This window comes from Acidobacteriota bacterium (genome assembly GCA_028874215.1).
GTDB lineage: Bacteria > Acidobacteriota > UBA6911 > RPQK01 > JAJDTT01 > JAJDTT01.
Genome location: JAPPLF010000080.1, coordinates 167,770 through 191,942, shown reverse-complemented (window position 1 = coordinate 191,942; position 24,173 = coordinate 167,770). Strand labels below are relative to the sequence as shown.

Annotated in this window: 21 protein-coding genes; 15 read left to right on the top strand and 6 right to left on the bottom strand. The window is 62.6% G+C overall.

From position 1 onward, the window contains the following. The first annotated feature begins 3 nt into the window (after positions 1-3). The 9 genes from OXT71_16265 to OXT71_16225 all read left to right on the top strand — a co-directional run bounded on the left by OXT71_16265 (position 4) and on the right by OXT71_16225 (position 8,323). Positions 4-564 (top strand): ECF-type sigma factor, encoded by a 561-nt coding sequence (locus tag OXT71_16265; GenBank protein MDE2927952.1) that lies wholly within the window; start codon positions 4-6, stop codon positions 562-564. Further along, a complete protein-coding gene (locus OXT71_16260) occupies positions 561-2,081 on the top strand; it encodes a serine/threonine-protein kinase (GenBank protein MDE2927951.1) in 1,521 nt (506 codons plus the stop codon). The genes OXT71_16265 and OXT71_16260 overlap by 4 nt, the downstream gene beginning before the upstream one ends. A 104-nt stretch (positions 2,082-2,185) precedes the next feature. Next, positions 2,186-2,962 carry a CDP-alcohol phosphatidyltransferase family protein gene (locus tag OXT71_16255; protein ID MDE2927950.1) on the top strand — a complete coding sequence of 259 codons (777 nt, stop codon included), beginning with the start codon at positions 2,186-2,188 and terminating at the stop codon, positions 2,960-2,962. Between the two features lie 11 nt (positions 2,963-2,973). Next, entirely contained in the window at positions 2,974-3,384 is a 411-nt protein-coding gene (locus tag OXT71_16250; protein MDE2927949.1) for a GtrA family protein, read from the top strand. Position 3,385: 1 nt separating this feature from the next. Continuing rightward, positions 3,386-4,276: a hypothetical protein gene (locus OXT71_16245; GenBank protein ID MDE2927948.1), complete on the top strand. Its 891-nt coding sequence runs from the start codon at positions 3,386-3,388 to the stop codon at positions 4,274-4,276. Between the two features lie 91 nt (positions 4,277-4,367). Beyond that, positions 4,368-4,571, top strand: coding sequence for a hypothetical protein (locus tag OXT71_16240; protein ID MDE2927947.1), 204 nt, complete (start codon positions 4,368-4,370; stop codon positions 4,569-4,571). Positions 4,572-4,607: 36 nt separating this feature from the next. Further along, positions 4,608-5,474 (top strand): DUF3891 family protein, encoded by an 867-nt coding sequence (locus OXT71_16235; protein ID MDE2927946.1) that lies wholly within the window; start codon positions 4,608-4,610, stop codon positions 5,472-5,474. Between the two features lie 231 nt (positions 5,475-5,705). Beyond that, the gene (locus tag OXT71_16230; protein MDE2927945.1) at positions 5,706-7,448 is read left to right on the top strand and encodes an FAD-binding oxidoreductase; all 1,743 of its coding nucleotides are present in this window, start codon (positions 5,706-5,708) and stop codon (positions 7,446-7,448) included. Between the two features lie 47 nt (positions 7,449-7,495). Next, positions 7,496-8,323, top strand: a complete 828-nt coding sequence (locus OXT71_16225) for an SDR family oxidoreductase (protein MDE2927944.1) — start codon at positions 7,496-7,498, stop codon at positions 8,321-8,323. Positions 8,324-8,420: 97 nt separating this feature from the next. Here OXT71_16225 and OXT71_16220 read toward each other — a convergent pair whose 3' ends face one another. The 5 genes from OXT71_16220 to OXT71_16200 form a co-directional block, all read right to left on the bottom strand. Next, on the bottom strand, positions 8,421-10,352 hold the full coding sequence (locus OXT71_16220) for a sodium/solute symporter (GenBank protein ID MDE2927943.1): 1,932 nt from the start codon (positions 10,350-10,352) through the stop codon (positions 8,421-8,423). Between the two features lie 15 nt (positions 10,353-10,367). After that, on the bottom strand, positions 10,368-11,381 hold the full coding sequence (locus tag OXT71_16215) for a hypothetical protein (GenBank protein ID MDE2927942.1): 1,014 nt from the start codon (positions 11,379-11,381) through the stop codon (positions 10,368-10,370). Positions 11,382-11,776: 395 nt separating this feature from the next. Beyond that, complete coding sequence (locus tag OXT71_16210; protein ID MDE2927941.1) at positions 11,777-12,958, bottom strand: mandelate racemase/muconate lactonizing enzyme family protein; 1,182 nt, start codon at positions 12,956-12,958, stop codon at positions 11,777-11,779. A gap of 32 nt (positions 12,959-12,990) precedes the next feature. Further along, entirely contained in the window at positions 12,991-14,082 is a 1,092-nt protein-coding gene (locus OXT71_16205) for a sugar phosphate isomerase/epimerase (protein MDE2927940.1), read from the bottom strand. A 67-nt stretch (positions 14,083-14,149) separates the two neighbouring features. Beyond that, a complete protein-coding gene (locus OXT71_16200) occupies positions 14,150-15,580 on the bottom strand; it encodes an FAD-dependent oxidoreductase (GenBank protein MDE2927939.1) in 1,431 nt (476 codons plus the stop codon). A gap of 175 nt (positions 15,581-15,755) precedes the next feature. Here OXT71_16200 and OXT71_16195 point away from each other — a divergent pair, with 175 nt between their 5' ends. From OXT71_16195 to OXT71_16185, 3 genes are read left to right on the top strand one after another with little or no spacing between them, the layout of a single operon-like run. After that, positions 15,756-16,745: an aldo/keto reductase gene (locus OXT71_16195; GenBank protein MDE2927938.1), complete on the top strand. Its 990-nt coding sequence runs from the start codon at positions 15,756-15,758 to the stop codon at positions 16,743-16,745. 3 nt (positions 16,746-16,748) lie between these two features. Then, positions 16,749-17,735 (top strand): aminotransferase class IV, encoded by a 987-nt coding sequence (locus OXT71_16190; protein ID MDE2927937.1) that lies wholly within the window; start codon positions 16,749-16,751, stop codon positions 17,733-17,735. 5 nt (positions 17,736-17,740) lie between these two features. Next, a complete protein-coding gene (locus OXT71_16185; GenBank protein ID MDE2927936.1) occupies positions 17,741-18,688 on the top strand; it encodes a 3-hydroxyacyl-CoA dehydrogenase family protein in 948 nt (315 codons plus the stop codon). A gap of 55 nt (positions 18,689-18,743) precedes the next feature. Here OXT71_16185 and OXT71_16180 read toward each other — a convergent pair whose 3' ends face one another. Then, positions 18,744-20,177: a hypothetical protein gene (locus OXT71_16180; protein ID MDE2927935.1), complete on the bottom strand. Its 1,434-nt coding sequence runs from the start codon at positions 20,175-20,177 to the stop codon at positions 18,744-18,746. 191 nt (positions 20,178-20,368) lie between these two features. Here OXT71_16180 and OXT71_16175 point away from each other — a divergent pair, with 191 nt between their 5' ends. From OXT71_16175 to OXT71_16165, 3 genes are all read left to right on the top strand, one after another. Then, positions 20,369-21,769 carry a PQQ-like beta-propeller repeat protein gene (locus OXT71_16175; GenBank protein MDE2927934.1) on the top strand — a complete coding sequence of 467 codons (1,401 nt, stop codon included), beginning with the start codon at positions 20,369-20,371 and terminating at the stop codon, positions 21,767-21,769. 144 nt (positions 21,770-21,913) lie between these two features. Beyond that, positions 21,914-23,551 (top strand): hypothetical protein, encoded by a 1,638-nt coding sequence (locus tag OXT71_16170; GenBank protein ID MDE2927933.1) that lies wholly within the window; start codon positions 21,914-21,916, stop codon positions 23,549-23,551. A 188-nt stretch (positions 23,552-23,739) separates the two neighbouring features. Continuing rightward, the gene (locus OXT71_16165; GenBank protein MDE2927932.1) at positions 23,740-23,994 is read left to right on the top strand and encodes a DUF1902 domain-containing protein; all 255 of its coding nucleotides are present in this window, start codon (positions 23,740-23,742) and stop codon (positions 23,992-23,994) included. Positions 23,995-24,173 lie beyond the last annotated feature (179 nt).

The following is a 24,173-nucleotide window of genomic DNA, read 5'->3' as shown; positions in this document are numbered from 1 at the left end:
GTAGTGCCTGAGAATCCCCAGGCAATGGCGCGGCTGATCCACGAGTCGAGATCCGGAGATGGGAACGCCCTTTCTCAACTCTTCCCCATTGTCTATCAGGAACTGAGAAGGCTGGCCGGCAACTACATGCGCCGGGAGGCCCGCCAGACGCTGCCCGCCACGGCCCTGGTCCATGAGGCGTACCTTCGACTCCTCGGCGAGAAGCAGGTGCATTGGAAAGACAGAGCCCATTTGCTGGGTATCGCGGCCCGTTCCATGCGGCAGATCCTGGTGGAACGGGCACGAGCGAGAATGGCCCGGAAGCGGGGCGGCGGGCAGCATGCGGTGACTCTCATCGACGAGACTCTGGGCCAGAATGCGCGATCCATCGATTTCATGGCTCTGGACCAAGCACTGCGGGCTCTCGCCGAGTTGGATCCGAAACAGGCCCGACTCGTCGAGCTCAGGTTCTTCGGAGGCCTGACACTGGCGGAAACCAGCGAGGTCATGGGTATCTCCCCTGCCACCACCAAACGCTGGTGGGCGCTCTCCCGAGCTTGGTTGCGACGCGAGTTGAACGCATGAACCCGAAAACGTTTCAGCGAGTCAAGGAGATCTTCGAGGCCGCCTTGGAACACGATTCGGAATCGCGGGAGGACTTTGTCCGGCGGGAATGTTCCCCCGACACGGAGCTGACCCGCGAGGTCCTGTCGCTTCTGTCTCACCACGACCCTGAAACCGCCTTCCTGGATGGGAACCTGTTTCAACCCGCCGGCGTCGAAACGGCCGCCAGTCTCCTGACGGCAGGGGACACCCTGGGCCCGTACCGGATTCTCGGCGAGGCGGGACGGGGTGGCATGGCGGTCGTCTACCGCGCCGTCGACACGCGGCTGGACCGTACCGTGGCTCTCAAGGCAGTCTCTCCACTTGTGGGCCGCGACGTCGAACAACGGCGGCGGCTCCGCCGCGAGGCCAAGGTCGCGGCTTCCCTCAATCACCCCGCCATCGCGGCCGTCTATGCCTTGGAAGAAATTGACGGTGGGCTCTATATCTCCGGCGAGTACGTCGAGGGGGAGAATCTGCGATCGCGGATCGAGCAGGGCCCTGTTCCCCTCCCCGAACTCTTCCGGGTGGCGACTCAGGTGTGCCAGGGCCTCAGGGCCGCCCACTCCAACGGAGTGGTCCATCGGGATCTCAAACCGGAAAACGTTTTACTCGATGCGCAGGGGAATCTGAAAATCGTCGATTTCGGTCTGGCGCTTCCCACGCTGGAACCCTCCCACAGCCAGCGCCTGACGCAGGAAGGAACCGTTCTCGGCACCCCGGTCTACATGTCTCCCGAGCAGTTGGAGGGACAGGAAGCCGACTTCCGCTCCGACCTCTTCTCTTTCGGAATGTTGCTGTACGAACTGGCAACGGGCCGCCACCCGTTCGAAGGCAAGACACCTTTGGTGACGGTGGCCAGGATCCTGGAGGGCAGACCCGGCCGATCCGACGCCGTCGGGCCGCCGTCCATGCTGGAACCGATCCTCGCGCGCTGTCTCGAGAAGGATCCGGACGGCCGTTTTCAATCCACCGAAGAACTCCTGGCGCAGTTGCAGCGCCTCGAATCGAAGATCGCAGGCAAACCCAGGGACACTCCAGGATCCCGTACATCGCTTCACGGCGGCTGGTGGGTGTTCCACCAGTCAGCCGTGGTCCTTTTTTACGCGATGATGGTCTTCGGCGCCTGGAAGTTCAAGCAGGCCGCCTCCCAGGCGCCGGTCGCCACGGCGTTGCCCCTGGGTCTTTTCTTTCTGGTGCTGGGCTGTGCCCTTTGCAACGGCACCATCCGTACCCACCTCCTGTTCACGGCAAGGTTCAACCGTTCCGCCATCGACGCGGAACTGAACCGGGTCCGCGGATGGAAACGGCGGGTCGATGGACTCTTCTCCCTCTGCCTCCTCCTCGGCGCCGCCCTCATCGTCACCCACGAACAACTCCTGGCCGGATGCCTGGCCGCCGTGGCCGTCAGCTACACTGTCGTCTTCCTGTTGGTCGAGCCGGCCACCGAACGGGCCGTCTTCGAACCGGTCCCACCTTCATCCGACCGATCCTCCTGAGCCCTTTTTCTCGCCGTTCTCACATTCCCTCTCAGTGCGGCCGATATCTGCCGGGACGCACCCGCCGGGTTTTCGGCTGCGGAAGTGAATCACGGAGGAGCTTCATGAGGAGACAAAAGGGTTTCAAACACGTACGGCATCACGACAGCATCCTGGCCTCCGCCGAAAGGAGACTCCTGGTGTGGATCGCCCGGCGGCTCCCGGCCTGGGTCAACGCCGATCATCTGAGCCTTCTGGGAGTCCTGGCCATGCTGGGAGTGGGCCTCTCCTACTGCGCGGCTTCCTGGGACCGGCGGGCCTTGTTCCTGGTCGTGGCAGGCCTCGTTCTGAACTGGTTCGGAGACAGTCTGGACGGCACGCTGGCCCGGGTGCGGAACCAGCAGAGGCCGCGTTACGGGTACTACGTCGATCACGTCCTGGATCTGGCCGGAACCTTGTTTCTGCTGGGAGGCCTGGCGGCATCCGAATTCATGAGCCCCATCGTCGGACTCGCTCTGCTGATCGCGTATCTGCTGGTCTCCGCCGAGATCTATCTCGCGACCCATGTCCTCGGCGTATTTCGGCTCTCCTTCCTGAAGGTCGGACCGACGGAGCTGCGACTCTTGCTGGCCACAGGCACGGTCCTTCTCTTCTACAAGCCGGTGGTCGGACTTGGAGAACTGGGGTCCTTCAACCTCTTCGACGTCGGCGGTATGGCCGGCATCCTGGGTCTGGCCCTGACATTCGCCGTCTCCGCCCTCCGGCACACGCGAAGGCTGTGCCGCGCCGAACCCAGGCCACGTTTCCAGCGGCCCCTTCCCATCAGCCTGCCACGTTTCCCCTCCACCGGATTTGGTCCCATGAGATCGGCCTTCACCGGATCTCACCGCAACCGGAAATGAGGAATCCCGAGATGGAACACTTGATCCGATGGGCCCGATTCAACGCCGTCGGCCTGATGGGAGTATTGGTTCAGATCACCGTTCTCATGTTTGTGCGCAGTGTCTGGAACCTGCACTACCTGCCGGCCACCGCCCTGGCCGTGGAGATGGCGGTGTTGCACAACTTCTGGTGGCATGAGCGTTGGACGTGGTCGGACCGCACCGCAACGGCGGAAACGAGCGTCTTGGGCCGGTTGCTCCGCTTCAACATGACCGTCGGCACGGTCTCCATCGTCCAAAACCTGTTTCTGATGGAGCTCCTGGTGGCCAGCCTGAATGTGCACTACCTGCCGGCCAACCTGATGGCCATCGCCTCCTGCTCCACGTTGAACTACTTTTCCAGCCATTGGCTGGTCTTCGGACAGGCCGCCAAGGAGAAATGAAATGAGACCAATTTCATCGATCAAGGTGTGGTTGGCGCTGGCAACCATCGTCCTGGCCGCGGGGTATCCCCTGTTCCCGGGCTCAAGGGTTCACGGAGCCGAGTTGAAACCTGAGACCCTGCTGGCCTGGGACAAATACGTTCGGCTCACCGAGGAAAGAATCGGCAACGAGCTGGCATCGCAGAAGAGGTTCCTCGGGCACGAATTCGGTCGGATGAACGAAGCGCGGGTGACTTGGCAACGGGTCCGTTCGGGTCAGGTCACGGTCGCCCGGATGGAAACGGAGGATGCCCGGGGCCAAACCGTCAAAGTCCCCGGCGGAATGATCCACCACTGGCGGGGAACCATTCTGATTCCTTCCGTCCGTCTGGAACAGGTCATCCATCGCCTGCGCTATCCGGACCCCAATGTGCCACCGCAGAAAGACGTGTTGGAAACGAAAATATTGGAACGGGACGATAACTCCCTGCGCATCTACCTGAAGTTGGTTCGCAAGAAAATCGTCACCGTCGCCTACAACACGGAACACCTGGTCCACTACCGCTGGCACGATCCGTTCCGGGCCTCAAGCCGGAGCATTGCCACCCGTATCGCCGAGCTGGAGAAACTCCACACTCCCCAAGAGCGTGAAAAGGTTCCCGGACACGACCGGGGATTCCTGTGGGGCCTCAATTCCTACTGGAGATATCAGCAGATCGACGGCGGCGTTGTGGTGGAATGCGAATCGCTGTCCCTGAGCCGCGGCTACCCCGGCATCTTCAAGCCGATCGTGGCTCCCCTCGTGAAATCCATCGCCCGAACATCCATGAAGCGGACGCTGGCCTCGCTCCGGCATCGACTTCTCCTGACCGGCGTGGCGCGGGAACGCCTGCAACCGGTTCCGGGATCCTGACTCGGCGGAATCCCGGTTCCGACAACGGAGTCGCCGCGCCACCGGTGGAGCGGTAGAGACTTGGGCTTCAGGCTGCTAGGCTGCCAAAGGCATGGAAACCGGAGATAGCCAGGAGCGGAAACGGCGCGGCGAGTATCGATACAGCGGTTGGCTCCTGTTGCTTGTGGGCCTCTTGTTGTTGGCCTCCTTTTACTACACCTTCGATCTCTGGCCGGTGAAGCTGCTGCTGACGCTGTTCCTGCTTTCAGCGGCAGGCTTCCTGCTCTGGAGGGCCGGCCGCCTTTCGAAAGGCTGATCTTCCGGCCTCAGGATTCACCCGTTCCGAGGAACCATGCTCAAGCGCACGGTGGGCGGCGAACTCTGGTGCATCTCGCAGCCGGAGCACGCTGCGGCCGCCGGCTACCTGGCCGCCCACTGGGGCAACCACGAATTCGCCCGCCCCGGTCGATACGCACCCTTCCGCGACCCCGAAGCGCTGCGAGCCGAAACCGTCCTCGCCATCGCCGAGCACGACAACGGCTGGTGGGAGTGGGAGGCCGACCCCCAAATCGACCCCTCCGACGGCCTCCCGTTGGATCTGACGAGCCTCAAACAGTCCGACGGCCTCCGGCGGTGGCACTTGGGCGTATCCCGCTTCCGGCACCACCATCCCTATATCGCCCTGCTCATCAGCTTGCACGCCTACTGGCTGCACGCGCCACGCGTCCAGTCCGGGCACACGCCGGCATTCCTCCATCCCCTGTTCGGAATCCCCGCTGAGTGGCCTCCACCCAAAGGCAGAGAACTGGAAGAAGCCAAGGAGTTCGTTGCCGAACAAAACGCTCTGCAGGGATTGCTCACGGAACGCATCAAGCGCGCTCCCGAATGGGCCGCCGCCGTCAAGCCGCGCCACCTGAACCCTCACATCCGCCTGCTGCAACTCTGCGACGCGCTGTCGCTCCACCTCTGTTTCGGTGGAGACAAGGAGCGAACTCTCCGGGAGATTCCGCGCAGGTGTTGGAACGATCGAGTCTCACTCCGTGTTCTTCCGACAGGCGAACGCCGAGTCGCCGTCGATCCGTACCCCTTCGATCAGGACCCGCTGCCGGTCACCCTTCGAGCCCGTATCCTGAACCCGGAAATTCGACCCGCGGAGGACTTCCAGACCTGGTGGCACGCGCGCTCCCGCCGGGAAATCCGGTTTCGATTCGTCCGTTGAACGCATGGCGCCAGCCGATCCGGGCGCTGGCGGACGGCGGCAGTGTGATGACCATGGTAGACCGGACGGCCTCTCCTGATTCGAAGCGCCCGGAGTTGCGCATCACACGTTCAGTGTGAAAAATCACTTTCGGTGTGACCACTCGCACACGAGAACACGGGAATCGGTGTCCCGATCCACGGCCATACTTCAGCAAATGACCGGGCACAAGCAGTAAAATGGAAAATAGCGATGACCAGTCGAGAAAACGATCCGATCTGGGGGCACCGTTGGGGATTCGCCGACACCCGATTCGTGCTCAACGACGACGACTCGGTGACACTCACCGGTGACCGTTACGAGCTGTGCGGCTACAAGATGCGAGACTTCCTCCCGTACGTGAGAGAAGTCCTGGGACTCGATCCCGATTTCAAGAAAAAACGGCCCGAGGCCGATCCGAAACCGGTTCCCGCCCCCAGAAAGAACACCCGGTTCTGCCGTCGTCTGGCCAATTTCTACCGTCCCGATCAATACACCTTCGACGACCGCGAGAGACTCATCCACAGCCACGGGCAGACCAGTGCCGACGAAGTCTTCCGGGTCGTCTATTCCCAACTGGACCGTGTCGCCGATATGGTCATCTACCCCGAAGCGGAGAAAGATTGTGCGATGCTGGTGGCGCTGGCCCGGACACAAGATGTCTGCCTCGTTCCCTACGGCGGCGGCACCAGCGTCAGTTGCGCGTTGAAACTTCCGGCGTCGGAAGAACGCATGATCGTTTCCGTCGACATGAGGCGGATGAATCGCGTCGAATGGATCGATCGCGAGAACCAGCGGGCGCTGGTCCAAGCGGGCATCACGGGGGAGGAACTGGAACGCCAGCTCGGGAAGGCCGGTTTCGTCTCCGGTCACGAACCCGACAGCATCGAGCTCTCCACCCTGGGAGGATGGATCGCCACCAATGCCAGCGGGATGAAGAAGAATCGATACGGCAACATCGAGGACATTGTCGAAAAAGTGACGCTGATCACGCCCACCGGCCGGGTGGAGCATCTGACGGCCTCTCCCCGCGTCTCCATGGGAATGCAGCCCCAGAGTCTTTTCTTTGGAAGCGAAGGCAACCTGGGTCTCATCACCAGCGCCATCATCAAGATCCATCCCCGGCCCCAGGTCCGCAAGTATGGCTCCCTCGTTTTTCCTGACTTTGCCAAGGGTGTCGCCTTCCTTCGGAGCTTGGCTGAAACCAGATTCGTACCCGCCAGCATCCGTCTGGTGGACAACGTGCAATTCCGTTTCGGCCAGGCCCTGAAGCCGAGGCCCACCGGATCGGCCGCCTGGTTGGACAAGCTGAAGAAATTCTTTGTGCTCAAGGTCAAGGGGTTCGATCCCCATCAGATGTCCGCCGCCACCATCCTCATGGAAGGATCCCGGGAAGAGGTCGCCTTTCAGGAAAAGGGCCTCTACAAACTGGCCAATGAGTACGGAGGCCTGCCGGGCGGCGCCGAGAACGGCCGCCGCGGCTATCGGCTCACCTTCGCCATCGCCTATATCCGGGACTTCCTGTCGGACTTCCACATCCTGGGAGAGACCTTCGAGACCTCGGTGCCCTGGAACCGAATACACCAGGTTTGCGACGCCGTCGTGGCCCGGGCTCAGGCCCGGCACCAAGAGCTGGAACTGCCGGGACGCCCCTATGTCTCCTATCGAATCACCCAGGTCTACCACACGGGAGTCTGTATCTACTTCATGTTCGGCTTCTACGCCAAGGGCGTGGACGACCCGGAAACCGTTTTCAGCGAGATCGAGCATTCACTGCGCCAGGCCATCATCGATGCGGGCGGGTCCATTTCCCACCACCACGGAGTCGGTAAACTCCGCAGTGGGTTCATGAAACACACTCTCTCTTCCCGGGGTATTCGGCTCCTGAAGGAGATCAAGCGGTCCACCGATCCCAACAATATCTTCGGCATTCGAAACAACGTCCTGGGCGACTGAGTGCCCACCCGCGCGCAGCCGGGACGAGATACCTCACGACTTGATCCATGCCAAAAGGAAAATCCAAATTCCACGGCAAGACGGGACTCATCACCGGCGCCTCCTCCGGCCTGGGGAAGAGACTGGCTCTTGATCTGGCCGCCCAGGGAATGAACCTGGGATTGGGTTCCCGCTCGGAGCATTCGCTGCAGGAAACGGCCGCCGGAGTCCGGCGAGCCGGAGCCGGCTGCCTCGTTGTCCCCACCGACGTCACCGACGCCCGGCAGTGCCGCGAAATGGTCTCGAAGGTGACCGGCGAATTCGGAGCCCTGGACTATCTCATCCTCAGCGCCGGCCTGAGCATGTGGACCCTCTTCGACCAGGTTCGCAACGTCGAGATTTACAGAACGCTCATGGAAGTGAACTACCTGGGGGCCGTCCACTGCATCCATCCCGCGCTGCCGGCCTTGAAGAAGCAACACGGCATGATCGTGGCCATCTCCTCCGTCCAGGGCCGGGTGGGCGTGCCGTTTCACAGCGGCTACACCGCCAGCAAGCACGCCCTGGACGGTCTCCTGGAGACGTTGCGGACCGAGTTGCACGGCCAGGTCCGCATTCTGAACGTGATGCCGGGATGGATCCGGAGCACCCGGCTCCGGGCTCACGCCCTCTCGGCCGACGGGTCACCCCTGGGCTCCGCCTCGCATCGGTCCCGGCGGGAGCGTGGCGTGAGCGTCCGCGAGTGTTCGCGCCGAATCACAGGAGCGCTTCCGGGACCGGGAGGGAACCTCTACATCCCCAAGGCCATGGGATTCCTCCCTCTGGTCAAACTCCTGTTTCCGTCTCTGCTCCGGGCCGGCGTCCGGAGGGCCGTCCGGAAACAGACCAAGGGGTGAAGCCGAGCAAAGAGTGCGGAGCGGCGATTTCCAACCACCCGTGCGCAGCGGTCCTTGACGGTCTAAGAATCGGCGGTTAGGAAACCGCCGCTCCTCGTCAATAAAAATAGAAGAGGAAGAAGACGGCGGCCGCGCAGAGGCAACCGGCCCAACATCGGTCTTGGCGAACGGCCCAGGACACCAGGTTCACGGGCCCTCGGCTCCGGGCCCGGCGCCTCAGCAGCAACCAGAACATCCCCAGGGTCAGGACCGAACCGAGAAGGGCCGCCGCTACCGGGGACAGTCCGCCGCCGGCCACAGCCGCCGCCAGAGCCGCCATGATCCCCAGCCAAGCCACCAGGCCTGCCAGCAGATTCCTGACTGCTTCGGGGGAAATGGCGAGCACTCCAGCCCAGGTCAGCTTCGCTTTTTCCTCGGGACAACTTCCCAAGCGGCTCACCAGGACCGCTGTCAACGTGCATAGCACAACGACCGCGACGACCCGGTGAAAGAAGTTGAGCACCTCGCCGGTCACCGCCGCCACCGCGGGCAATGGCGCCAGGTACGCGACGTAGATCCACTCCACGGCCCAGGAATAGATAACGCCCAGGACGATGGTGACGAAGGCCGCGGTGGGCGTCGTCCGCCGCCAGAACAACCCCAGCAGGAAGACCACCAGGAGCCCGGGGGTCAGGTAGCCCTGGTAGTCGACGATCTGAAGGAAGAAATTCTTCTCCGAGTTGGGATCGATGACGAAAAGCGCGAACAGGCTGGCGAGGGAGACAAACCCCAGGATGGACCATCGTCCCACCCGGATCATCTGGGCGTCGCTGGCCTGCGGATTGAGATACCGGCGGTAGAGGTCCATGCTGACGATGGTGGCGGCCGAGTTCATCATGGAATCGATGGAGGACAGGATGGCTCCCACGGCGCCGGCCGCGATCACGCCGATGAGCCCGAATCCCAGCGGCTGTATCACCAGAACGATCAACTCGGTGAAGGCGGTGTCGGGGGCCACGGAACGATTCGGGAGCTCGGACTGGAACAGATAGAAGGCAGCCACTCCGCTGGCGATGGAAAAGAAGGGGATCAATAACTTGAGGAACCCCGCCGCTACGATGCCCAGCCGCGCCTGCGAGTCGCTCCGGGCGCTCAGCGCACGCTGGACGATGAACTGGTTCGTTCCCCAATAGAAGATGTGCAGAGCCATCAGGCCGGTCAGAACCCCGGTCCAGGGCAGGTCCGGATGGTCGCTGGGCAGATAGAGGTGCATCTTTCCCGCCCCCGCTCGATCCAGGTCCATCAGCGCGCTCCATCCTCCCAGCCGGTCAAAGGTGAGGATCGCCAGTAAAATGCCGCCCAACAGCAGCAGGACCGATTGGATCACGTCCGTCCAGATGACCGCCTTGAGTCCCCCGAAAATGGTGTAGCTGGTGGCGATGGCGGCCAGGATCAGAACGAAGACGCTGTAATGAAAACGATTCACGCCCAGCTTCGACTTGGCCGGCGCGCCGGACGAACCGGCTGACCCCGCCTCCCCGTCCTGCAACTCTCCAGGAATCGATTCCGGACCGATCTCCTCGAGCGCGGCTCCGCCCATGAGCACGCAACTCGAACGGGCGCCGATGTAGAGCGCGGGCACCAGTTGGACCACAGCCATGGTGATGACCAGGATGATGGCGTAGGCGGCCCGGCTGCGCTGGTCGTACCGGCGCTCCAGGTATTCGGAGAGGGTGTAGATCCTCAACTTTCGATAGACCGGGAGGAACCCGTAGCAGAGGAGCATGAGGCCGGCGATGGCTCCCAGCTCGAAGTGGCTCTGAGCGAAACCGACGCTGAAGCCGATGCCCATCATCCCGATCATGTGATTGGCGCTGACGTTGCTGCCGTAGATGGAACCGGCCACGCCCCACCAGGGGATGTTGCGGCCCGCCAGAAAATAGGCCTCCGCCGTGTTTTCGCGCCGCGACGCCAACAGGCCGATGCCCATCACCAGAGCCAGGGCGGCGAAGAAGACGCCGGTGTCCAGAGGTGTGAAGACGGTGCCCACGGTTTGCTCGACTCCTCAGCCGGATGGACGGACCAGGACACTTCGAGCCCGTTCGGCTCCCGCCACCAGAGTCCTCAGCTTCTGGCGAGTGATCTCCAGCGGGACGTGCTGAAAGCCGCACTCCGACGCCAGCAGCAGGCGATCGGGAGGGAAATGCTCCAGGGCCGGCCGGGTCCGTTCGACGATCAGTTCCGGTGGCTCGATCTCGTCACTTCGTTGATCCAGCACTCCCACGGCGAACTCCCCCCGAAAGTCCAGTTTTTCCCAGAGAGGCATCATGTCGTATTCCAGGGTGCAGTGCTCCAGGGAGACCTGGTCGACGGGAGCGGCGCGAAAGGCTTCGGCCATGTCCGTATAGCGTGCGAAATAGACCCGTTTGCGGTACGCGTTCCCCCCGCAGACATGGAGGCCGAATCGTATGCCGAGTCCCTCGGTGGCAATTTTCAGGGTTTGCGCCGCCCAGACCGCGTCTTCAGGAAATGCGGTCCACGCCGGTTCGTCGAACTGGATGAACTCGCAACCGGCCCGGACCGCCTCCCGAAACTCCTGGTTCAGGATCCGGGCGTAGCCGGCCGCGAGCGCGGCATCGTCCGGGTAAAGGTCGGGCCGGCGGTTATCCGTGAATTTGGCCAGCATGTGCGGGCCGATGCAGGTGAGCTTGACCTCGACGCCTACGGGAGCGGCATCCCGGGCCACCCGCCAGTCGTGAGCCAGCCCGACGCTGGGGTTGGAGAGGGGACCGACCGCCTGCGCCAACTCGATTCCGAACCCGGCGGTCCCGAACTTCCGGTAGTTCATCTCTTCGAAGCTGATGCCGTCCACCCGCTTCTGGACGAAATAGTACATGTTCTCGCGCCGGCCCTCGCCGTCGGTGACGATGTCCAGACCGGCGTCCACCTGGTCGCGCACCGCCCACCGGATGATCTCATCGGCCTCCTCACGGCTGAGTTTCGGCTTGCGCAGAGTGTCAGCGGGTTGGACCGGGCGAGGATAGCTTCCGGTCACCGTCGTGCGAAATGGTTTGACCATACGAATCCTCAGACTGGTTGGACACCGGCCCTCCTGTGTTTTCTTTGCGGGATCATAACAAGCGGAGCAGTTGGGAAACCTACAACACCATAGTTCGTGGGGGCGTTGGAATCCTCAAGGAGTTGGACCTATTCGTGATCCGTTGCCCGGCGTGAGGTCTGAAGTTCTTCCGGTGTGATCAAGTCGACACAGGTTCCAGAGAATCGGGTGAGCGCCGCCATGCGGGAGAGGCGGTTGAATTCTGCCACAGCTCGAACGACAGCCTCCGATTCAGCCGTGGCGTCGGTGAATCGAATAGCATCCTTAAGTTCACGATCCGGGATGTCCAAATTGATTCGCATGTGCATCTGTTTGCGGCCAAAGACCTTCGAAACGGAGCTGCGCTCCTCTGAGGGTTACGCCTTTAGCACATCAGATCGTCCCTCCCAGCCTTCGGCCAGGAGATCGATCACCCGGTCTCCCTTGAGGGGGTGCTGGCGGGCCACCGAGACGTCCAGTTCCACACCGAGGCCAGGTTTATCCGGCAACTCGATGTATCCGTCCCGGATGGGGGCTGATCCGGTGACCAGTTCCCGGGTCCAGGAGGGATACGCGAATTCGGCGAACGCCTCCTGGATCAGGAAGGCAGGCGCGGTGAAGCTGACCTGGATCGAAGCCGCCATGCAGATGGGCCCCAGGGACATGTGGGGAGCGAAGAAAACACCCAGGGCGTCGGCAAGGGCGGACATCTTCTTCACTTCCAGGATCCCGCTGGAGTAACCCACGTCGGGTTGGTAGACGCCGGCCGCCCGGCCGGGCAGGTACTGGCTGGCCTGGACCAGGTCGCTGATTCCGGCCACGTCGGTCCCGATGGGAATATTGACCCGGGACGCCACCTCCTTGAGGGGTGCCGGACCCAGGTATCCGAGAGTCGGCGCCTCGTACCAGAGCAGGTCGTACGGCTCCATGGCCTTGCCGAACTGAATCGCGGCTTCGGGATGGAACCGGGCGTGCGCCTCCACGATCAAACCCGTGTCGGGCCCCGTGGCCTCGCGCACGGCGGCGACGATGTCCACGGCCAGGCGGAACTCGGACGGTTCGAGACGCCGGTAGGCGGCCCCGAAGGGATCGAACTTGAGCGCCGTGTAGCCCTGATCCACCAGTTTTCTGGCCTTGGCCGCCCATTGGCCGGCATCACGGACGTCGAAGTCGTTGTACCAGCCGTTGGCGTAGACCCGGATCCGGTCGCGGACCTTGCCGCCCAGCAACTTGTAGACCGGGACTCCGTAGTGCTTCCCCAGAATGTCCCAGCAGGCCTGCTCCACGGCCGAAAGAACGCTCCTCTCCACCATCCCCAGACCCCGATCGATCCCCAGCATCTGGCGGGTGTCCAGGACCATCTTCTCGATGTCGTGTGGGTCCCGCCCCAGGAAGAGATGCTCGCCGTTCTGGCGCAGGTAGGCCTGGGCCGCCAGGGACCAGTGGTACCCGATCCCCTCGCCGACGCCGACGACTCCCGTATCCGTCTCCACTCGCACGAAAAACCAGGGGTTCCAGGGATTTTCCACGATGTAGGAATCGACTTTGGTGATCTGCATTTTCCGGTTCACACCTCCTCGACGGATCGCAACTATGACTTCAAGCCCAGCCCCAGGACCTCCCTGCAGTATCGCACGCTGCGTTCCAACTCCGCTTTCTGGAAAGCGGCAGTGGCCTTTTGGGCATCGGCGTCCTCCGGAACCGCAAAAGGCTTCAACGGCGTGCCCCGTCTGGCCAGGGCCACGAAGGCGGCGAAATCCTGGGCCAGGGCCGCCGGGTACGGATTCCAGAAGTCCCTCTGCAGATAGGGAACGGATCTCTGCACCCCGGAAATGGTCTCCAGCTGGATGGGGACGCCGGGACAGAGCCGGGCGAACCGTTCCATGTAGGTCTCCAGGTCGACGCAGCCGTCCCCCATCGCCGCCCACTGGACCCGGGCACCGGATTCGTCCTCCCAGACCATGGAATCCCGGATGCCGCTGGAGGCGGCGTAGGGACCCAGGATCTCCAGATTCCGGACCGGATCTTCCAGACTCCAGGTGGCGTTTCCCGAATCCACCGTCGCGCCCACGAAATCGGTCCCCGCCTCTTCGATGACCCGGACCGTTTCCCGGGCCTGCATGTCGCCGGCGTGGTTCTCGATGGCGATGCGGACTCCCGCTTCCAGCGCCGGGCCCCGCAGTTTCCGCAACACCTGGACGGTGCTTTTCATGTGGGGTTCGATTCCCTCGGGCCCCAGGCGATCCTGGCGGCTGCCCAGGAAGCAGCGGGCCACCGGCGACCTCAGAATCCGGGCGATCCGGATGGTGAGCGCCAGATGTTCCTCCGCACTGCCGAAATCGGTCTTGAAACTGGAAGAGGTGGGACAGATGCTTCCCGTCCCGACGTGAAGTTGGATGCCCGCACCGTTCGCCTGCGCCCGAATTTCGCCGAGATAGGACTCGTCGTGACTGTCGTAGACGTAGAGGTCCGAGAGCAGGCAGGAGTCCAACTCCAACTCGGCGGCATACTCGATCAGGCGCGGCGCCTTCCATTCCAGCGCCCGAATGGAGTAGTTGTCGAACCCCAGCGGGATGCGGTGTTCCTTCCGGCCGGCGGCCTCGGAACGGGAAGTTCCGGTCGCGAGCCCCAACCCGGTGGCCGCCAGGACTTGCCCGAACTCGCGACGGCGAATGGTTCCCATGTCCTCATCCTCTCTTTTTAGGGAACTGCTATTCGGCTGGGAAATCCGCCTCGGACCTGCCGGCGTTTCAGCCGACCGCTACACGCCGGCGCCGGCCGTCCAGCAAACTGGCGATTTCCGTCGGATCGGTGATCTTCTCTCTCAGCTTGCCTCGGCGACGGCCCCGCTCCAGCTCTATCCGGTCGATGATGTTCCAGTCCGAGAACCGAATCGGACGGATTCCCCGTTCCAGCAGGAGGCGTGACACGGCTTCGTCCGCACCTTCGGAAAGCGGCAGGGCTTCCCTGCCGCGGATATCCTCCATCATGCTCCGAACGGTTTCCGCCGAATCTCCCTTGTTGGTTCCGATGAGCCCGGTGGGACCGCGCTTGATCCAACCGACGACGTACTCGCTTGTGCCGTTCGCTTCACCGCGGCGGTTCAGGACACGTCCATGGGCGCTGGGAATGACCCCTTTACGATCATCGAACGGGATTCCCGGAAGGGGCACACCGCGGTAACCCACGGATCGGAACACCAGATCCACGGGGACGATTTCGCTGACTCCCGTCCCCACGGACCGGATCCAGCCCTGCTCGTCGGCCACAAGACGATTTCGCTCGACCCGTACCGCACTCACCCTCCCATTGGTGGAGAGGATCTCTACCGGCGAAGCAAGAAACTGCAAGAGGACGCGGCGCGACCCCCCTTGGGCCCCCAGCCGGGCCCGCTCCATCATGTACTGCACGTTGCGGTGCGCCGGCTTTTTCGCCCGCATCTCGTCCAGAGAGCAGTCGTCCAGCTCCAGGTCACGCTTACGCACCATCACGTCCACGTCCGGCAGACTCCCGATCTCCTGGATTTCCTTGGGAGTGAACTTGGCCTGGACCGGTCCCCGGCGTCCCAATACCAGGACTTCCTTGATTCTGCTCATGCGCAGGGTGTCCAGAGCGTAGTGGGCGATGTCGGTGGAGGCCAGCTCCTCCGGATCCTTGACCAGAATCCGGGTCACGTCCATGGCCACGTTGCCGACACCCACCACGGCCACCCGGCTGCCGGAGAGGTCGAACCGGTCGTTGCGGTGATCGGGATGCCCGTTGTACCAGGCCACGAATTCCGTCGCCGTGTGACTGCCCGGAAGGTCCTCCCCCGGGATGCCCAACCGCCGGTCCGAACTGCAACCAAAAGCGTAGACAACCTGGTCGAAGTGCTTGCGCAACTGCTCCACCGGCAGGTCGTGCCCCACCTGAACGTTGCCGAAGAACCTGAACCGGGGGTCACGCGCCGTCATCGCGTAGCTGCGGATGACCCGCTTGATGCTCTGGTGGTCCGGCGCCACTCCGTAACGAACCAGCCCGTACGGCATGGCCATGCGCTCGAACATGTCGATGCGCAGATGCACACCCTTTTGCTTGAAGAGAGCGTCGGCGGCGTAGAAACCGGATGGCCCCGAGCCGACGATGGCAACGCGGAGGGGGCGCTCAGCGCTGCCGAGGGGAAAGTGTGTGCGGGTCCTCATCGCGATCTTTCCGCCGACAGTCATGCTGTTCCGACCGCCCGAACGGCTGCTACCCATTTTATTTCGGCGGCTCATCCGATTCAATTCGGTCCGCCGCGAAGCGTCCGGATCGGACCGTCGCGGGTCCATCGCCAGGAGACGAGACTTTCGCTCCGGACTGCTACACTTACGGATCATGAGCCGACTGAGGACCAAACGGCTGGGCAGGACCGGCATGCAGGTTTCGGTCGTGGGCCTGGGATGCTGGGGGATCGGGGGGCCCATGGAGCGGGACGGGACCATCTCCGGGTACGGCCAGGTGGACGATGCCGAATCGTTGCGAATGCTCCGCCAAGCCCTGGATCAGGGAGTCAACTTCCTGGACACGGCCCCCTGGTACGGCGACGGCCATTCAGAGCGGCTGGTGGGAGAGGTCATCCGGAACCGCCGGGAAGAGGTCATCGTCTCCACCAAAGTGGGAATATTCCTGAAGGACAAGCGCTATACCAGCGACTACTCGGGTGACTACATCATGGCTCACTACGAAGAGTCCCTGGAGCGCCTCGGCACCGAATACATCGACGTCTACGTCCTGCACTCCCCCGAAGCCGGCCTCTACCAACCTTCGGGATTGGCGGCCCTCAAGGAACTCAAGAGGCGGGGGATCATTCGCGCCTACGGGATCTCGTTCCCCGCATCCCACGCGGAGAGCGAATCCTTCTTCCTGCCGCTTTGCGAAGAGGAAGAAGTGGAAGTCGTCCAACTCCGGTTCAATCTGCTGAGTTGGAGCGCCCGCCGGCGTATCCTCCCCAGGCTCAAGCAACTGGATGTGGGCGTCGTCTGCCGCGAGCCCTTTTTCTTTGGCTATCTGACCGGCCGATTCACGCAGGATACGGTATTCGACTCCACTTCGGACGTTCGATCCACCTGGCCGCGTGAGAGGCATCTGTCACTGGTCGAAGCTTCGGAACGCTTCCACTTCCTCCACCGCAAACTGGGTTGCTCTCCGGCACAAGCCGCTCTGGGCTACTGCGTCTCCCAGGACCAGGTCGCGACAACCATTCCTGGCGCCATGACCATCGCCGAGCTGGAGGATAATCTGCAGGCGGCCGGCCTGGAGTTTGACCCGTCATCGATCGTTCGCGTTCAGGAGATTCAGGAACAACACATAGGAACGGAGCTCTAAACCATGTCAAGCCAGATTTCCCTCATTCCGGACTCCGGCGCCGGCCAGGAACCGCTGGTCTTCCTCAAGGACCGAATGGTCCCGGCTTCCCAGGCCTCCATTGCCATATTCGACGCAGGAATCATCCTGGGAGCCACCGTGACGGACATGACGCGTACGTTCCACCACAAACCCTTCCGGTTGGAAGATCACGTCGACCGGTTCTACCGGTCAGCCCGGTACACCCGGATCCAGCCTCCCTTCGGCCGGGACCGGACGGAGGAGATCTCCCGGGAACTGGTCCGCCACAACACGAGGCTCCTTCCTCCCGACCGGGAACTATCGCTGGTTCACTTCATGACGGCCGGGGAGATCGCCTCCTATTCCGCACTGCCTGGAACCCCCAAGCAGATGGTGCCCACCCTATGCATCCACACCTTCCCCGTTCCGTTCGAGGCCTTCACCCATCTCTTCACGGAGGGGGCTCACGTGGTCACTCCCTCGATCCGCCACTACCCTCCTCAATGCGTGGACTCCAAGATCAAACATCGCAGCCGAATGCACATGTGGCTGGCGGACCAGGAGACCCAACAGGTGGATCCCCGGGGAATCACTCTGTTGCTGGATCTGGACGGAAACGTGACTGAGACCAGCGGCTCAAACTTCGCCATCGTGCAGGATGGCGCAGTCGTCGCTCCCACCTCTCGCAACACTCTGCCGGGAGTGACCCTGCTGACCGTCTCCGAGCTCTGCCGGGAGTTGGGCATTCCCTTCGAGCAGCGGGACTTCCAAGTCTACGACGTGATGAACGCCGACGAGGCGCTCCTTCTGACCACACCCTATTGCCTTGCTCCGGTGACCCGGATCAACGGGGCGGTCATCGGGGACGGCAAGGCTGGCGGACCTGTTTTCCACCGCCTCATGGACGCCTGGAGCGAGAAGGTCGGCCTGGACATCATCGGTCAGATCATGGGACGGGCGACTGTCGCGTCCGGCGCCGGAACGAGTTGAGTCCCATGGGTTCCGAACGTATCGCCGTACTGGGCCTGGGAACCATGGGGCACGGGATCGCCCAGATCTTCGCCTCAACCGGCCATCGCGTCCGCTGCTACGATTCCGCAGCCCGGGCGCGGGACACGCTGAAGGACCGGATCCGCGGCAATATGGAACAGAAGGCCCGGCTGGGTCTCCCCCCGGGACTGGACCCGGAGGTGGTGCTCGGCCGGATCGAGGTTGTCTCCGAGTTGGAACCATCCGTCCAGGGAGCCGATTTCGTCGTGGAGGCGATCCGGGAAGATCTTCCCACGAAGAAGGATCTGTTCAAACGGCTGGAGGATCTCGTTTCCCAGGAGACGGTCCTGGCCAGCAACACCTCCACCTTTCCCATGACCGAGATGGCCCGCAGTCTCCGGCATCCCCAACGGACGCTGGTCACCCACTGGTTCAATCCGCCCCACATCATCCCCCTGGTGGAAGTCGTGCCCGGCCGCGAGACCGATGAGGAAACCGTTGGGAGGACCATGGCCCTGCTGGAGCGGAACGGCAAGCTGGCGATCCGGCTTCACAAGGAAGTTCCCGGGTTCCTGGTCAACCGGATTCAGGCCGCCGTCTTCCGGGAGATCTGGGATCTGGTGGAACAGGGCGTCGCCACCCCGGAACAGGTCGACCAGGCGGTGAGCGCCAGCATCGGGCTCCGCCTGGCCGCAGCCGGACCCTTCGAGATCGCGGACTTCGCCGGCCTCGACATCACCGGGCACGTCTTCGGCGTCCTGCTGAAGGAGATCGCGTCAAGCCGGAAGCTGCCGCCCGCCGTGGGCCGCCTGGTGCAGGAAGGGCACTATGGAGTCAAGAGCGGACGGGGAATCTACGAATACACTCCCGAACGGATCGAGGAGCGGCAGTCGCGCCGCGATCGCCTTTTTCTTCAGTTGGTCGACCTGCTGCACACCGACCGATCGGCCTGAACGGCAAAGGGCGGCCACGAGGGCCGCCCCTGCGCTCGCTGGCATCCCTGAACCCTCAGTCGCTGAAGCGGAAGGAGTAGAGGTCCGCGTTTTCCAGGCGGAACCGGATCCGGATCGTCTGTCCGGCCAGGGATCCAACGTCGGGCTGGATCGTCTCTTCTTCGCTGGGAGTTTCCTGGCTGCAGGGACACTGTTTCCAGTTGACGATGATCCGGGTTGAATCGCCGGTCAGGGCCGGGCAATCGACCAGGGAATAGCCCGGTATCGGAGCGCCCTCCTGGTCCTGAAACTCCACCCGAAGCTGACCTCCGGGGCGGGCCCGGAAATTCACCTCGAGACGGCTGCCCGAGAACTTGAGCGCGTGGGTGACCAGATCCCCGCCTCCGGGGCCGCCGCTGGCCGACACGAAACCGTCGCTGCGAAAGCTGAAACGCCGCAGCCGCGTGTCCGGCCCTTCGTAGTACGCCTCGGAGGCGTACACCGACATCTCGCCGGGGCGGTCCGGCAGTTCCAGGAGGCCCCAAGTCATGTAGTTGCTGCGGTTCCCCGCGCGGTCCTTGGGCGCGGTTTCGGGAATTACCGGGTCGTTCCAACGGTGGAAGGTGAGCCCGTCGCGGCTGGCCATGAAGATGGGCTCCACCCGCTGCCCCTCGTCAGGCAGATAGCGCGTGGGAAATCCGATGAGGATGTGGGGCGCCCGGTGATAGGCCTGGATGGCGTTGGTGTAGAGGTGCTGGTTGGGCGCGCCCGGGTATTTCAGGAGCACTGGGTCGGTCCAGTTGACGAAGTCGTCGGAGGTGCCGGTCATGATGGCGCGTACCCGGTTGACGAAGATGCGGTGGTACTCGCGGTACTTGCCGATTCGGGGATCCCAGAAAGCCAGATTCTGAGAATCGAATGCCCCTTCGGTGATGACCGGCTCGTTCCGGATCAGTTTCCAATGGATGCCGTCGGGAGACTGGTAGACGTAGAGTCCCTTCTTTCCCAGAGGACGGCCCCGGGAGATCCCCTTGTAACGCGCCTCCGGCGGAGCGTCGGGATTGCCGTCCTTGAAGGCAACGAAACAATGGGTGCCGATCCCGTCCAGGATGATGTTGTTCTGTTTCGATCCTTCGTACTCCACAATCCCCAGATTGGGCTTGGTCCAATTGATCCCGTCACGGCTCTCGGCATAACAGGTCACCTCCGGATGAGTGGCCTTCCTGGCCTCCACATCCCAGTTCGATCCGCGGTAGTACATACGGTACAGATCGCCGTCCTGGAAGATGGTGTAGTAGGCGCTGGTGTTCCCCTCCCAGGGCTCGCCCGTCACGAGGACCACTTCCTGTGGCTCGGGCCGATGCAATTGAAGGCGGGCGTCGCCCGTGATCTCGTGGATCATGTGCTGGTCCACGAACAACTCCCGGCGCGAGCCGATGTCGATGACGCCGGCGATGGCGGTGGCCAGAGAGAGAGTCATGACGGTGAACAGGGTGTAGATCTGATTCATTTCGAGTTCTCCTCGGTTCCAATCCTCAATCGTTGCAATCGCAGCGCCGTATTGTAGCAGCCCGAATTATACGGGTCGCCAAAACCGCGGGACCGGCGTGGCGACTTTCGCCAGGGACTGCTATTGTCGCGAACAGACCCGCCGTCTCTTGGAACCGGTACCAAGCCTGACGATGCTGGGAGGGAGAATTCATGAAAAGAACATCTTTGATCTTTGCCGGTATCCTGGGCTTGTCGCTGGCCGCCGCGTCTCCGCCCCCGGCCGATTTCGATGACCAATGGCCCAACTGGCGCGGTCCCGACAACACCGGCATGGCCCGCACGGGAGCGCCGGTCCGGTGGGGCACCACCCAAAACGTCAAGTGGATGACTCCCATCCCCGGGAAGGGGCATTCCACACCCATCATCTGGAAAGACCGGATCTACCTGACCACCGCCATCCCCACGTCCCCCATCCCCGACGCAACGGGACGCGGTCCGAATCGGCCTCCCCGGCGGCCGCGAGCGGAGAGAGGAGGCGAGGGCAGGCCCGACCCGGAACGGCGGCGGCGCTTGCGGGAACGATTCCGGCGCCGCATGCAAATGACCCTGGTGGAGCACAAGTTCGAGGTCCTGTGCCTGGACAAGGAGACGGGAAAGATCCTGTGGCGGCAGACAGCAACCAAAGAGACGCCTCACGAGGGCTACCACCGGCGTTACGGCAGCTTCGCCTCCAATTCCGCTGCCACCGACGGCCGCCACCTCTACGCCTTCTTCGGCTCCCGGGGCCTCTTCGTCTACGACCTGGACGGGAATCTGGCCTGGAAAAAGAACTTCGGCGTGAAAATGAGAATGCGCAACGGTTTCGGTGAGGGGACGGCGCCGGTCCTTCACGGCGATACTCTGATTCTCAACTTCGACCATGAAGGCCAGTCCTTCATCATGGCTCTGGACAAAAATACGGGGATAGAACTGTGGCGCCGCGACCGGGACGAGCGGAGCACCTGGACCACTCCGCTGGTCACGGAGCACTCGGGAAAAACCCAGGTCATTGTGACCGGAGACAACCGGGTCCGCAGCTACGACATCGCCAACGGCGACCTGATCTGGGAATGCGGCGGGCTGGGACTGAACCCGGTCCCCATACCGGTCCGCCACCGGGACACGGTGATCGTGATGACGGGGCACCGCAGTCCCAACATGCTGGCCATTCGACTGGACCGAACGGGTGACCTGACCGATACGGACGCGGTCCTCTGGACCAACCAACGGGGGAACGCCTACACCGCCTGTCCCGTTTATGCCGACGGGAAGCTCTACGTGCTGACGGACCGGGGACTCATCAGCTGCTTCGACGCCGACACGGGCAAACCCTTCTACCACCAGCAGCGCCTGCCCAATCCTTACCAGTTCAAGGCCTCGCCGGTGGGGTCCGGGGGCCGGCTCTACCTGGCCAGCGAACAGGGTGACGTCATCGTTCTCAAAATGGGTGAGGAATACAACGTCGAGGCGGTCAACTCCATGCCGGACCACTTCTTCATCTCGTCGCCGGTAATCGTTGACAACCAGCTCTTTCTGCGCAGCCAGGACGCTCTTTATTGCATCAGCGAGTGATCAGGGAGCGGCGGCTTTCTTGCCGCCGAAGGAGCGGCGGTTTCCAACCGCCGATCTTCACAATGCCAATTCAGCAACGAAGATTGGGCGATTAGAAATCGCCCCTCCTGCGACAAGACAGTCGCCCGTCCGCCAGGAGGGACCATGCAGAACCGAAGACGATTCCTCAAAAACACGGCGGCGGCTACCACCGCCACGACGCTGCTGCCCGCCCTCGCTGGATCCGGCTGCTCCCCGGGCCAAGAGCAATCCAAGCAAAGCAGCCGCAAGAAACGGATCATCTGGAACAACGACGCCGACGACCTGGCGGGGATAGCCCAGGATCTGGGACGGCGCCCTCACTGGCCGAAACGGTTCGATTCTGTCGACGAGTATCTCGCCCTGCGCATGAACCATCTCAAGGGGACCCACGTCAACGGACTGGCCCACTGCGGCCTCGCCACCATCCCTCATTGGGATTTGCCCCGGAAGAACATCCAGGCCCTGGGCCCCGATCCGGTCCAGCCCGCCGTGAAGTTCGCCCACGACAACAACATGGAGTTTTTCTTCTCCATCCGCATGAATGACGTCCATTGCGCCGTTTACTCGGGGATCCAGTATTGGACTCCGCTCAAACTGGAGAACCCCCATCTCCTCCAGTCCCGCATCAGTCCCGAGCGGTTCCAGGAAACGTTCCTGCCCTGGATCAACGGTGAATCCGCAGATCATCCTCACGACGCGCTGCTGGAGTATTGGGGCAACGGCGGCAGGCGCACCATCGACCGTTTTCGCAACAGTTCGCTGGGCCCCATCTCCTTCTCCTGGCCCGCATACGACTACGTCCGCCCCGAGGTGCGGGACCATTTCCTGGGCGTGGTCCGGGAAGCCTGCCGGCGCTACGACCTGGAGGGGATCGAGCTGGACTGGTGCCGGCATCCCCTGCTCTTCCGCTACGGACAGGAGCGGCGCCACCTGCCGGTGATGACCGACCTCATCCAACGCATCCACCAAGTCCTGGAGCAGCGCGGGAAACAAAGGGGACGGCCCATTCTCCTGTCCATGAGAGTCCCCGACTCCCCCGATCTGGCCCTCTCGGTGGGACTGGACGTGGAGGAGTGGGTCGCCCGCGGCTGGGTGGACTTCCTGATCGCCGGTTTCGGTTCCCTCCCCTACTCCTTTCCGGTGCAGGAATGGATCCGAATGGGCCGGAACCACGGCATCCCGGTTTACGGCGGCCTGAGTTGGAAGTTCGTCTTCGATCACGTGGAGGCGATCCGGGGGGCCGCCTACCGGCTCTGGAACGAAGGGGTGGACGGCCTGCACGCCTTCAACTTCCTCGACCCCGCCCGGTTCGACTCCCTCCATGAGATCGGTGAGCCGGAGGTGCTGGCAGGCCTGGACAAGATGTACCAGATCGACCTGGACCGGAAGCGGGTCGGGTACATGAATGAGAGCCTCTGGCCGGGACAACTGCCCCTCTCCTTCGCCACCCAGGCGGGGTCCGCCCGATTCGAACTGAAGTTGAAGATCGCCGACCGGCCGAAACGGGCCAGCAGCGTCCGGGTCGAGACGCGGTGGGCCGACTCCACCGCGGATGACCGTGTCACTTGGCGGGTCAATGGAGAGGGTCAACCTCGTCCGCGCGCCGCAGGCGCGGACCTGCCGGGCTGGTCCAGTTGGGAGACCCGCGACCTGCGGTACGGCGAGAATTCCTTCCTCGTGACGGTTCAGCCTCCTGACGCCGGAGACCCTTCCGAACTGCTGACGCTGGAGGAATTGAGAGTCTGGATCCGGTATGGGTGACGGAGCAAACCCGAAGGAGTCCAAGAAGATGTGGTGAGTACCATCGCCATTTTTCCATCTGGGGAATGATGCCTTCGCTACGACTCTTGGCGGCAAGCGGCCTGGGATCGTTAACTCATGCCACCGAACAACATTCCTGACGAAAAGTGGTGGTAGACTTCGGTTAGATTCTTCGAACAGGAGAGCGAATGATGAAGCGGGTCTTTAGAGTGCAAGCTGTTTGGGATGCCGAAGCAGAGGTCTTCTACTCCCGAAGCGATATAGAAGGCTTACATATCGAGGCAGCCGATCTAGAGGAGTTCGAGACCATCATGATGGACGTGGCCCCTGAATTGATTATTGTGAACCACTGGACTGCTCCAGAGATCGCTGAGCATTCTTTCAAGGACTTGATCCCAGCAATTCTGTGGCAGCATCCAGATATGGGAAGGGCGACCGCATAGCTTGCCTGGCAGTCTCTACAATTCCGTAACCAGAGAAATATCAAAACGGGGTTTCGCGTACTGGAAAAACGCAAAGGGTTCCCACGAAAAATGGAAACGTCTGAAAAACGGCAAAATTCCGGTGATTCCTCGAAACTTGAAGAGCCGCCACACGGCAAACGCCATCCTCAAAGCTGCCG

Excerpts from the sequence above, each read along its gene's own strand:
- OXT71_16260 (MDE2927951.1), top strand. The coding sequence starts at position 561 with ATGAACCCGAAAACGTTTCAGCGAGTCAAGGAGATCTTCGAGGCCGCC.
- OXT71_16255 (MDE2927950.1), top strand. The coding sequence starts at position 2,186 with ATGAGGAGACAAAAGGGTTTCAAACACGTACGGCATCACGACAGCATC.
- OXT71_16250 (MDE2927949.1), top strand. The coding sequence starts at position 2,974 with ATGGAACACTTGATCCGATGGGCCCGATTCAACGCCGTCGGCCTGATG.
- OXT71_16245 (MDE2927948.1), top strand. The coding sequence starts at position 3,386 with ATGAGACCAATTTCATCGATCAAGGTGTGGTTGGCGCTGGCAACCATC.
- OXT71_16240 (MDE2927947.1), top strand. The coding sequence starts at position 4,368 with ATGGAAACCGGAGATAGCCAGGAGCGGAAACGGCGCGGCGAGTATCGA.
- OXT71_16235 (MDE2927946.1), top strand. The coding sequence starts at position 4,608 with ATGCTCAAGCGCACGGTGGGCGGCGAACTCTGGTGCATCTCGCAGCCG.
- OXT71_16230 (MDE2927945.1), top strand. The coding sequence starts at position 5,706 with ATGACCAGTCGAGAAAACGATCCGATCTGGGGGCACCGTTGGGGATTC.
- OXT71_16225 (MDE2927944.1), top strand. The coding sequence starts at position 7,496 with ATGCCAAAAGGAAAATCCAAATTCCACGGCAAGACGGGACTCATCACC.
- OXT71_16215 (MDE2927942.1), bottom strand. The coding sequence starts at position 11,381 with ATGGTCAAACCATTTCGCACGACGGTGACCGGAAGCTATCCTCGCCCG.
- OXT71_16210 (MDE2927941.1), bottom strand. The coding sequence starts at position 12,958 with ATGCAGATCACCAAAGTCGATTCCTACATCGTGGAAAATCCCTGGAAC.
- OXT71_16205 (MDE2927940.1), bottom strand. The coding sequence starts at position 14,082 with ATGGGAACCATTCGCCGTCGCGAGTTCGGGCAAGTCCTGGCGGCCACC.
- OXT71_16200 (MDE2927939.1), bottom strand. The coding sequence starts at position 15,580 with ATGAGGACCCGCACACACTTTCCCCTCGGCAGCGCTGAGCGCCCCCTC.
- OXT71_16195 (MDE2927938.1), top strand. The coding sequence starts at position 15,756 with ATGAGCCGACTGAGGACCAAACGGCTGGGCAGGACCGGCATGCAGGTT.
- OXT71_16190 (MDE2927937.1), top strand. The coding sequence starts at position 16,749 with ATGTCAAGCCAGATTTCCCTCATTCCGGACTCCGGCGCCGGCCAGGAA.
- OXT71_16185 (MDE2927936.1), top strand. The coding sequence starts at position 17,741 with ATGGGTTCCGAACGTATCGCCGTACTGGGCCTGGGAACCATGGGGCAC.
- OXT71_16180 (MDE2927935.1), bottom strand. The coding sequence starts at position 20,177 with ATGAATCAGATCTACACCCTGTTCACCGTCATGACTCTCTCTCTGGCC.
- OXT71_16175 (MDE2927934.1), top strand. The coding sequence starts at position 20,369 with ATGAAAAGAACATCTTTGATCTTTGCCGGTATCCTGGGCTTGTCGCTG.
- OXT71_16170 (MDE2927933.1), top strand. The coding sequence starts at position 21,914 with ATGCAGAACCGAAGACGATTCCTCAAAAACACGGCGGCGGCTACCACC.
- OXT71_16165 (MDE2927932.1), top strand. The coding sequence starts at position 23,740 with ATGATGAAGCGGGTCTTTAGAGTGCAAGCTGTTTGGGATGCCGAAGCA.